Annotated in this window: 6 protein-coding genes and 1 pseudogene; 4 read left to right on the top strand and 3 right to left on the bottom strand. The window is 39.7% G+C overall.

Features of this window, described 5'->3' with window-relative positions:
• Window positions 1-252: IS256 family transposase (locus ND6B_RS08165; protein ID WP_033103646.1), on the bottom strand; the 252-nt coding region annotated here is incomplete at its 3' end.
• Window positions 253-775: 523 nt separating this feature from the next.
• Between ND6B_RS08165 and ND6B_RS08170 the strand changes: the two genes are divergently transcribed.
• The 4 genes from ND6B_RS08170 (at window position 776) to ND6B_RS08185 (ending at window position 4284) form a co-directional block, all read left to right on the top strand.
• Window positions 776-1381 carry a DUF998 domain-containing protein gene (locus ND6B_RS08170; RefSeq protein ID WP_033103645.1) on the top strand — a complete coding sequence of 202 codons (606 nt, stop codon included), beginning with the start codon at window positions 776-778 and terminating at the stop codon, window positions 1379-1381.
• A 104-nt stretch (window positions 1382-1485) separates the two neighbouring features.
• On the top strand, window positions 1486-1704 hold the full coding sequence (locus ND6B_RS08175) for a hypothetical protein (protein WP_013463022.1): 219 nt from the start codon (window positions 1486-1488) through the stop codon (window positions 1702-1704).
• Between the two features lie 62 nt (window positions 1705-1766).
• The gene (locus ND6B_RS08180) at window positions 1767-2318 is read left to right on the top strand and encodes a GNAT family N-acetyltransferase (RefSeq protein WP_033103644.1); all 552 of its coding nucleotides are present in this window, start codon (window positions 1767-1769) and stop codon (window positions 2316-2318) included.
• A 493-nt stretch (window positions 2319-2811) separates the two neighbouring features.
• Window positions 2812-4284: a S41 family peptidase gene (locus tag ND6B_RS08185; protein WP_033103643.1), complete on the top strand. Its 1473-nt coding sequence runs from the start codon at window positions 2812-2814 to the stop codon at window positions 4282-4284.
• Between the two features lie 72 nt (window positions 4285-4356).
• Here ND6B_RS08185 and ND6B_RS08190 read toward each other — a convergent pair whose 3' ends face one another.
• The gene (locus tag ND6B_RS08190; protein ID WP_033103648.1) at window positions 4357-7350 is read right to left on the bottom strand and encodes a TonB-dependent receptor; all 2994 of its coding nucleotides are present in this window, start codon (window positions 7348-7350) and stop codon (window positions 4357-4359) included.
• A 74-nt stretch (window positions 7351-7424) separates the two neighbouring features.
• Window positions 7425-8603 (bottom strand): annotated as a pseudogene (locus tag ND6B_RS08195) (glycoside hydrolase family 16 protein); the annotation flags it as partial.
• Window positions 8604-8759 lie beyond the last annotated feature (156 nt).

Genomic DNA, 8759 nt, shown 5'->3' with positions numbered 1-8759 from the left:
TTCAAACGAACCTGAACGGTCTCTGGGCGTTTCAAGTTCGAATTGACCTATGGATGACTTAACTGTTTTTTTGGTTGAACCATTTTTACGGTTAACTTCGGTCTCAGATTCTAAATGCTGCTCTAATTCAGCTTTAAGAGCCGCTTCGGTGAGTTGTTTGATTAATGGTGTTAGAACACCGTCTTCGCCAGTAAGACCTTTACCAGCTTGAAGTTCAGCTAATGCTTTGTTGAAGTCGAAAGATTGAGTCATGTGTCACTCCTGTTTTCTTAATAATACTGAAATGACACAGATTTCTAAACACTACCAGAGCGCTTTAGGAAGCACATAGTTCGTGGTAATTTTCGCTCTTACTATATGTCGGTAAACTCAATCAAAGATCATAGGTATAAGGTCTATTCTAACAACTCCTAACAAGCGCATTTTGTCGGATTGTTTCTACGCTACGCTTCAAACCAGCCTCAAATATTGGTACCAGATTTTTCAGGTAGCGTTTAATAAAATGCTTGGATCATTAATCAGGTATTTCTAAAGTAACACTCGTCAAGAGTGTCACTCAGCATTGACCGTTTTAGTTTTTCCTTTAGTTGGCTGGCAGTTTTATATTAACTTCGAGTTAAGAGCTATTTTATTGATTGTATTGGGACAGGAGAATTGGCTCGTAGTTTTGCTAAGCTGATACTAACGAGTAAGCGTGATTCCGCTTCGAAGCATGTTATAACTAATTATTTTAGTCCGCTCATGTGGGCGTTAGTTCATACAAAGGATTTTGGTGATGTTTGAAACGATTGCGGTTTATTCAGGGTTAATAGCCACATTATGGATATTTATTGGCGTTTATGTAGCAAGTCGATTTTATGAAGGCTACAGCCATTCTAAACAATTTTGTAGTGAATTAGGTGCAACGGGAAGCCCAACTGAAAAACTGTCACCGCTAATTAATAATTATCCTTTAGGTTTTCTATTTTGCTTTTTTGGCTGGTATTTGGCGCAATTGGCTAATGTTTCTATATTGGTTAATATTGTTGGTTGGTTAGTTATAGTGCATGGTATTGGTACCTGGGTTGCGGGTTATTTTCCTATGGATGCTGACCCATTTACTAAACATCCAACTTTTAGCTGCAAGGTTCACTCTTGGGCTGGTTTCATTATGTTGCTTTCGCTCGTTTTAGCACCAATATTAATAGCGATCAGTCCAACCACAGAAATTACTCCTTTATACTTTCGTGTTTTTTCAATTGTTTCTGTTATCGCTACTGTTTATTATCTGTTTGCTATGGCTAAAGCGGTTAAGCTTCAAAGTAATCCAGGTACCTATCAACGTATCTCTTATGGTATCCAATTAAGTTGGTTAAGTGTTTTTTCAATAGTGTTAATGTAATTTTAAACTAATTTAAATCGCCTCCAATAATTTAGAGACTCAACTCACTAACGACTATGATTTATTTCAGCTTATTATTTGGCTCCACAACTCAAGGAAGGCTCATGAATATAAACCACACTAAATTCCGTTTTATTTTACTAAAAGGTGTTCTAGGCTGGGGAATTCCTACAGCTATTTTATTTCAATTAATTATGTACTTTACAGGTGAGCAAGATTTTTTTGATGGAATCATTTCATCTTTAATAATATTTCCTTTAGTAGGCATATTATTTGGATACTTTTTGTGGCATTCGAAATATAAAAAAGAGCGAAATAACTGAGATAACAACCTTAATCACTTGGTTTGTTGAAATTTTTTAGCTTTATTAACAAGAAGGTTTGAGTGAAAATTTGTGAAACCCAAAGGTTGGTTATTCGGCCATTTTCAATTGATGATGTGCCGGCATTAAGTGAAATTCTTAATGACGATGAAGTGATGAAATACTCAATTCGTGGTGTGTGCGATGAAGCTGCAACTCGTGAATTTATAAAGTGGTGTTTACAATGCTACGGATCATACGGTTTGGGCCCATGGGCACTAATAGATAAAAACAGTAACCTACTTATAGGGTTTTGTGGTGTTTCTCCACAAAGTGTCGCGGGTAACGAAGAGCCTAATTTAGGGTATCGATTAGCGGTCGATTTTTGGAATAAAGGATTAGCCTGCGAAGCGGCTAAAGGTGTTTTAAAGTATGTGTTTACGCAAACTACTCATCAATCAGTCGTTGTTATTATTGAACCTGAGCATATTGCGTCATTGAAAGTAGCAAAGAAAATTGGCTTTACAAACTATAGCAATCATCAATTTCATGGTCGTGCCGTACAGTTATACCGATTAACTAAAGCGCAGTGGAATGAATGGACTTCTTTAGATGCTGCTTATGTGGCCATCTAAAGCTCAAAATAGTTAACGTTGATTTGTTAAGTATCAGTTTTTAAAAAGGAAATTTTAATGGATATAGATTCTCACATAGTTCAACTTGAAAAAAACAACCGAAAGTTATTTAGTGCATCTCATTATTTGGGACTTACGATAGCGATGGCTGTTATTGTTTTGTTGTGAATGTTTTATTTCAGCCCATTGATAGGGCTTGCTTGTTCAGGTTTTGCTGCTTTCTTTTTGAACTTTTTCTATTCACAGTATAGCTTTAGAAAACTCAACGCCCGCATAACACTACTGCAAACCAAAATTGAACAAACGTCTAAGTAAGGTGTTGCTCTAAATTTAAAGCCAGTTCATTTTAAATCTTACTCGTTGTTAGCTGCTTTTAATGTTGTTAAGTTACTGCTATAAAAATAATTTGCTGATACTTATTTGATTTAAGGTATTTTTAGTTCCACCAAATGAGTTTACAGTAATTATATAACCTAATTTAAAATGGATTTTCATGAACATAAAAACAAAAATAGTTAGCCGTACTTTATTGAGTGCTTTATTAATTACGCCTACCTTGAGCATGGCAGAATTAGCAGTTACTCCTCAAACACCAGAGCAATGGCGCAGTGTTACTGAACGTGATATTGAAGCTGCTTACAGTATTTCGGCAAAAAACCACCCCGGTATGTTTGATGTTAACAACCCAGCCTTTCCTGAGCTATTAAAGCAAGCAAAAGCAGAAGCACTTGCACTGTCTGCCAAAGCGAGTGGGCCGCAGGTTCATGTTGCGGCAATTGCGCGTTTTAGTACTGTGCTACAAGATGGTCATGCAGGTGTGTTTTCAAGCGTTGAACGACCTGCTCGTCGTTGGCCTGGTTTTAGTGCCGTTTGGCGGGGTGATGCATTAAAAGTGTATTACAGTGAAACAGATAATATAAATAAAGGTGATGTGATAAGTGGATGCGATGGACAAAGTACCGAGACGTTAATGCGACAAAGAGTGTTTAAATTTCATGGACAGGTTACACAACCTGGGCATTGGTGGCAGCAAGGTTGGCGGTTACTAATTGATGAGGGCAACCCCTTTTTAACACCTCTAAAAGAATGTCAATTTGTTAAAGCTAATGGGCAAGCTTACAGTAAAACCCTTGATTGGTCTGTTCGGCCAAAGAGTGTAAGTAAGCATTTAACACATGCTTATAATGGGGATGAGCTTACAACCGATTTAACTTGGCCTGCGCAAAACATAGCGTGGATTGCTATGCCCAGTTTTGCAAATAACGATAAGCAAACTCATGATTACAATAACCTGTATAAGAAAGTGGCGAGTCAACGTACTAAGTTACTCAGTGCAAAAACGGTGGTTTTAGATCTTCGTCATAACCAAGGTGGCTCGTCGTATTGGAGCTTAACGCTTGCAAAAGCGTTGTGGGGTGAGCAGGTTGTTGAACAAAAAATGGACAGTTACTCACAAAATAGCCGGGTTTGGTGGAGAGCGTCAAAAGACAATACTAACTATGTAAAATCGTTAATTGACGTGGTAAAAGATCAGCCTGAAGTTCATGAATTGATTAAAGAAATAGCAGCAGGTATGGCGCAGTCACTTGAAAACAATAAGCCATTTTACATCGAAGAGAAGCAAAGTAAATCAAACCTAAGCGAAAGTAGGGTACCAGTGAGTAACTTTAAAACACAGGTTCTTGTTATTGTGCCGCCACAGTGTGCAAGTGCGTGTCTTGATGCCATTGATGTATTTAAGCAGTTTTCAAACACTCAGTTATTTGGCGCGCCAAGCAGTGCTGACTCACTGTATATGGATGTTCGATTAGCCCAGTTACCCTCAGGTTTAGGTAAAGTGATAGTGCCTAATAAAGTGTATGTGAATAGAGCAAGAGGAAAGGGCGATTATTATAAACCCGATATTGCCTATAACGATATTGATTGGACAACCGATAAGCTATTAGAAAAAATTAAACAGTTATAAAAAAGCCGCTCAATGAGCGGCTTTGACTTTTCAACTATAAGGGGTAATCAAAAACTGTATTTGGGCAATGTATTAATTGCCCATAGAGTATCTAACGCCAAAGGCATAACGAGGGCCGTATTGAGCCGCGCTTAAGAACTGACTTTCGAAGCGACTGAATGAACGCTCGGTTTCGTTGGTTAAGTTCACACCTTCAAAGAATACCGTTGTGCTTTCGTTAACTTCGTAGTTCACACTAATATCCCACTGTAAGTACTCTTCTGCGTATTGTGGAGGAGCCGTAGCACCTGAGTCAGGTAAACCTTGCGCAATTAAGTACTCATCACGCCATGCACCGGTAATTTTCACCGATAAGCCATCTTTTTCGTAAAAGCCTTGTATGTTTGCAGAATCACTTAAACCAGCTAATACTGCTTGAGAGGCAAGGTAGTAGTTATCGTACTCTACATCACCATCAACAACGGTGGCATTAAAGCCTGCACCAAAGCCTGAGTCGCCAAACAAGTGCTGAACAGCAAATTCAAAACCGTTTACTTTACGTGAACCAACGTTTTCAGGTGAATTGATGGTCCATTCAATCAGCGGATCAGACGCTGGATCTGGTAATATACGGTTGTTTTCACCAATGCCTACGCCATTAGCTACAATTTCATTGTAAATTGCAGTGTCAGTTGCTTGATCTCCACGACCTTCAATGGCGGCTACTGCATTGTTCCAACGCTCACCTAAATACACATCATGTAAACCTTCAAAGGTAGTTTTTACCTGGGTGTTATCAATCCAATTATCTACGTCTTTCCAGAATAGACCGACAGCAGCGTAACTGCCTTCGCTGTAATAATACTCAAGGCTTAAATCTAGATTAGTTGATTTAAATGGCTCTAAGTTTGGATTACCACGGCTACCACTTCTTGAATTTAATTTAGGTGATGGTGTTAAAGCCAAGTTACCTAACATATCGCCAAGAGTTGGTCTGGTGATTGTTTGTCCCCATGATGCGCGGGTTACTAAGTCATCCGTAAGATCGACTTTAATATCAATCATAGGAAGTAGTAAGTCGTATTGTCCTTCATAGTCTACTTCAACTAATTCGCCACCAGCGGCAAATTGAGTTAACCACTCTGAACCGCCTGCCCAGTAAACTTGTTCCGCTACACGACTTTTTGCTGGGCTTACAATATCAGTTTCTTCATAACGAAGACCTAAGTTTACAAATACGTCGTAGTCGCTAACGTTAAATACCCAGTTGCTAGAAAGGTAAACACTAATGGTTTCTTCTTCTACTTCGTTAGTTGGGAAGTTATCAAAGCTACCAATTCGGTAATAATCACTACCAATTACGTCTTCGGTCAAATAAGCACTTTGACGAGCAAATGCTTCATCAAGGTCATAAGTGTAAGCATAACCTGGCGCTACGCCGTTAGGACCAAATGAAAATTCATCAAGGAATCCGCTTAAATCAACCCTTTCGAACATCGCATCTGGGAAAATTTCAGCGAATGTACCGTTGTTAAAGCCAGGTGCATTGGCGTTATTAGAGCCGCCCCAACCACTGAGTGTTTGCTTAGTGTAAGCCGCACCAAATTTAACGGTTTCAAGACCAATATCGGTATAAGTAAATAATTTACCGTCTAATTGTACTTGAGAAACTTCTGACTCACCTGGTGTTCTGGTAAAAATACTGAAGTTAGAACCAATTTGATTTGGACTTACTTCTTGTGTGCCGTTGTTCCAATTAATATTAAAACCCGGTACATCGCCTTCGCGGAAAAAGTATTCTTTAGTAGATAACTCTGCTGAGCCCAAAATAATACGGGCATTAGAATTTAAGCCAGGATCTTTGCCATTATCTGTTGTGGTTTTTGAAGTATGGGCATCAAAGTTAAAACTAAGGTTTTCTGTTGCTAACCATTCAACATTAATACCGGTTGCTTTTGAGTCTACCTCGGCAGTTTCACGAAATGCCGTGAATGAGGCATCATCACCAGCTGAGTTATAGTAAATAGCGGTGCCATTTTCATCTAGCTCATAGGCATTACCATTACCACCAAACGAGCCGTTCCAAATACCCCACGATAACGAATTATTACCCGTTGTTGCATTTGAAATTGTGTGATCTAGTGTAAACGTTAAGTTATCTGTTGGTGCAAACTGAAAAGTGGCTTGCGCATTTAAACGTTCACGCTGAATATCATCTTTTGAAAAGCTGACTTCTTGTGGGAAGAAAGCGGCAGATACAAACTCACCATTATCCCCAGCATTTGGATCGAAAAACTGCTTAGCTGGGTTACCATCTGCATCCATTGGACGGTTATCAATTATATTTTCAGCATCAACCGATAGGTTAGGGTTGACTAACCAAGAGCGTACATTGGCTGCTTGGCGCTGAAAATCACGGCGGTGGTATGAAAAGTTAGCTGAAAAACCAAACATTTCGTCAGCAAAAGTATTGCTGTAAATACCTGCAATTTCAGGTGTTACTTCATCACCTTCTTCTACCGATGTATCGTGAATGCCTTTAGCCATCAATGAAAAGCGCTGACCTGGCTTTTGTAGAGGTTTAGCAGTAACAATATTTACAGTTGCACCAAGGCCACCTGTTGGTGTATCCGCACGCGCTGTTTTCATAACTTCAAGTGAACTAACGCCTTCAGATGATAAGTTCTCAAAGTTAAATGAACGCGTAAAACCGGTGCCTGCCATTTGACGGCCGTTAAGTGTTACAAGGTTAAACGATGGGCCAAAACCACGTACGGTAATTTGGCTACCTTCACCGTTTGAGCGACTTACCGATACACCCGTAATACGTTGTAGCGATTCAGCTAAATTAGTATCTGGAAATTTACCCATTTCTTCAGCAGAAATGGCATCAACCACGCCTGATGCGTCACGCTTTACATCCATTGAACGGATTAATGAACCACGAATACCTTTTACTTCAATAACTTCTAGTTCAGGTTCGGCAGTATTTTCTTGCGCAGCATAAGCGAAGTTAAATGTGCTTGCAGCGATGATAAGTGACACAGAAGCCGCTAGTGGGCTTTTTTTAAACTTATTTGTGTTCATAATTGCTCTGCTTTTACTTAATTTATTACGGTAAGTAGGTACTTTTAATTTAGTACCTACCACTGAATTAGGGTTTATGGGTTAGCGATAACCACATTGTCGATACGATAAACTGCACCTTCACCTGTTCCCCACGCTGGGAAAACCATCAGTACATTGATATCGCTAATGTCTAAACCTGCATCAAATAATGATTGCACTGTAAACGTGTATGTTTGCCATTGCCCAATAACCGGTACTTCACCTTCAACGCTTTGTGTAAGAGGAAGCTCTACCGCCGTTGCTGCACCTGTTGACTCAATTTTAAATGTCCACACTGAGTCAGGATCATTTGGTGGTGTCACCATTTTCATTTCAAATTGCACAACACCATTTGCTAATATTGCTGATGCATCAAAAGAAACCCCTTCGTCAGCTAAAAAGCCCATTACTGTTGGTGTAGCACCAATAACAAACTCAGCCACTGTGCCGTGTTCAGCATCGTCAGTTTCTTCAGTCGGTGTAGAGCCACCACAACAGTCCCAAATACTCCACATATCTGCGGCAGTATCTTGGAAAATAGTGATTTCATCGCCTGCTGATGCACTCGGATCGTACATTTTAGCGTTATCAACTCGGTAAACCGCACCTTCACCTGTGCCCCATGCTGGGAATATCATCACTACATCAATGGCACTTACATCTAAACCGGCGCCCGCTAAGTCAGCGAATGTAAAGGTATAAGTTTTCCACTCACCAGCAACGGGTGCATCGCCAGCATCGGTTAATGGAAGCTCTACCGCTGTATCGCCTTCATTAGATTCAATCTTCATTGTCCAAACAGCTGCTGGATCATTTGGATTTGACATTACTTTTACATCAAACTGTAGTACACCATTTTCTAAAATACTTGTTGCATCAAATGGTTTACCACTACCACCGGCTGAGGTGCGAGTATTAAAGCCCATTACAGTGGGTGCTTCGCCAATGCTAAACTCTGCGGTTAAACCGTGTTCTTCATCATCTACTACCTCAACTGGTGTTGAACCGCCACAACAATCCCACATTGGCCAATCTAGATTTTGTCCGTCTGTGAATAGGTCAACTTCTGGGCTTCCAGGTAAATCACCTTCAATCGCAACATTGGTAATTAAATATTCAGCGCCTGCACCTGTTTGCCATGCTGGGAATACCATTAATACATCAATGGCACTTAAATCTAAGCCTCTTTCTTGTAGTAAAGAAAGTGGGAATGTATAGGTTTGCCATTGGCCCAGACTGTGTGAAAACTCTGATCACCTTTTGGTCTAAGTATGTTCTGCTTATGATCTATTAATCTATACATTTAGTTCACTTAATATACTGATATTTATATAATTAGACTATTGATTCAGTTGAGGGTTGAGGCAGTATGTCAAAGTTTATAAGCG

This window comes from Pseudoalteromonas sp. ND6B (genome assembly GCF_000764215.1).
GTDB lineage: Bacteria > Pseudomonadota > Gammaproteobacteria > Enterobacterales > Alteromonadaceae > Pseudoalteromonas > Pseudoalteromonas tetraodonis.
This window is presented reverse-complemented; position numbering and strand designations above follow the sequence as displayed.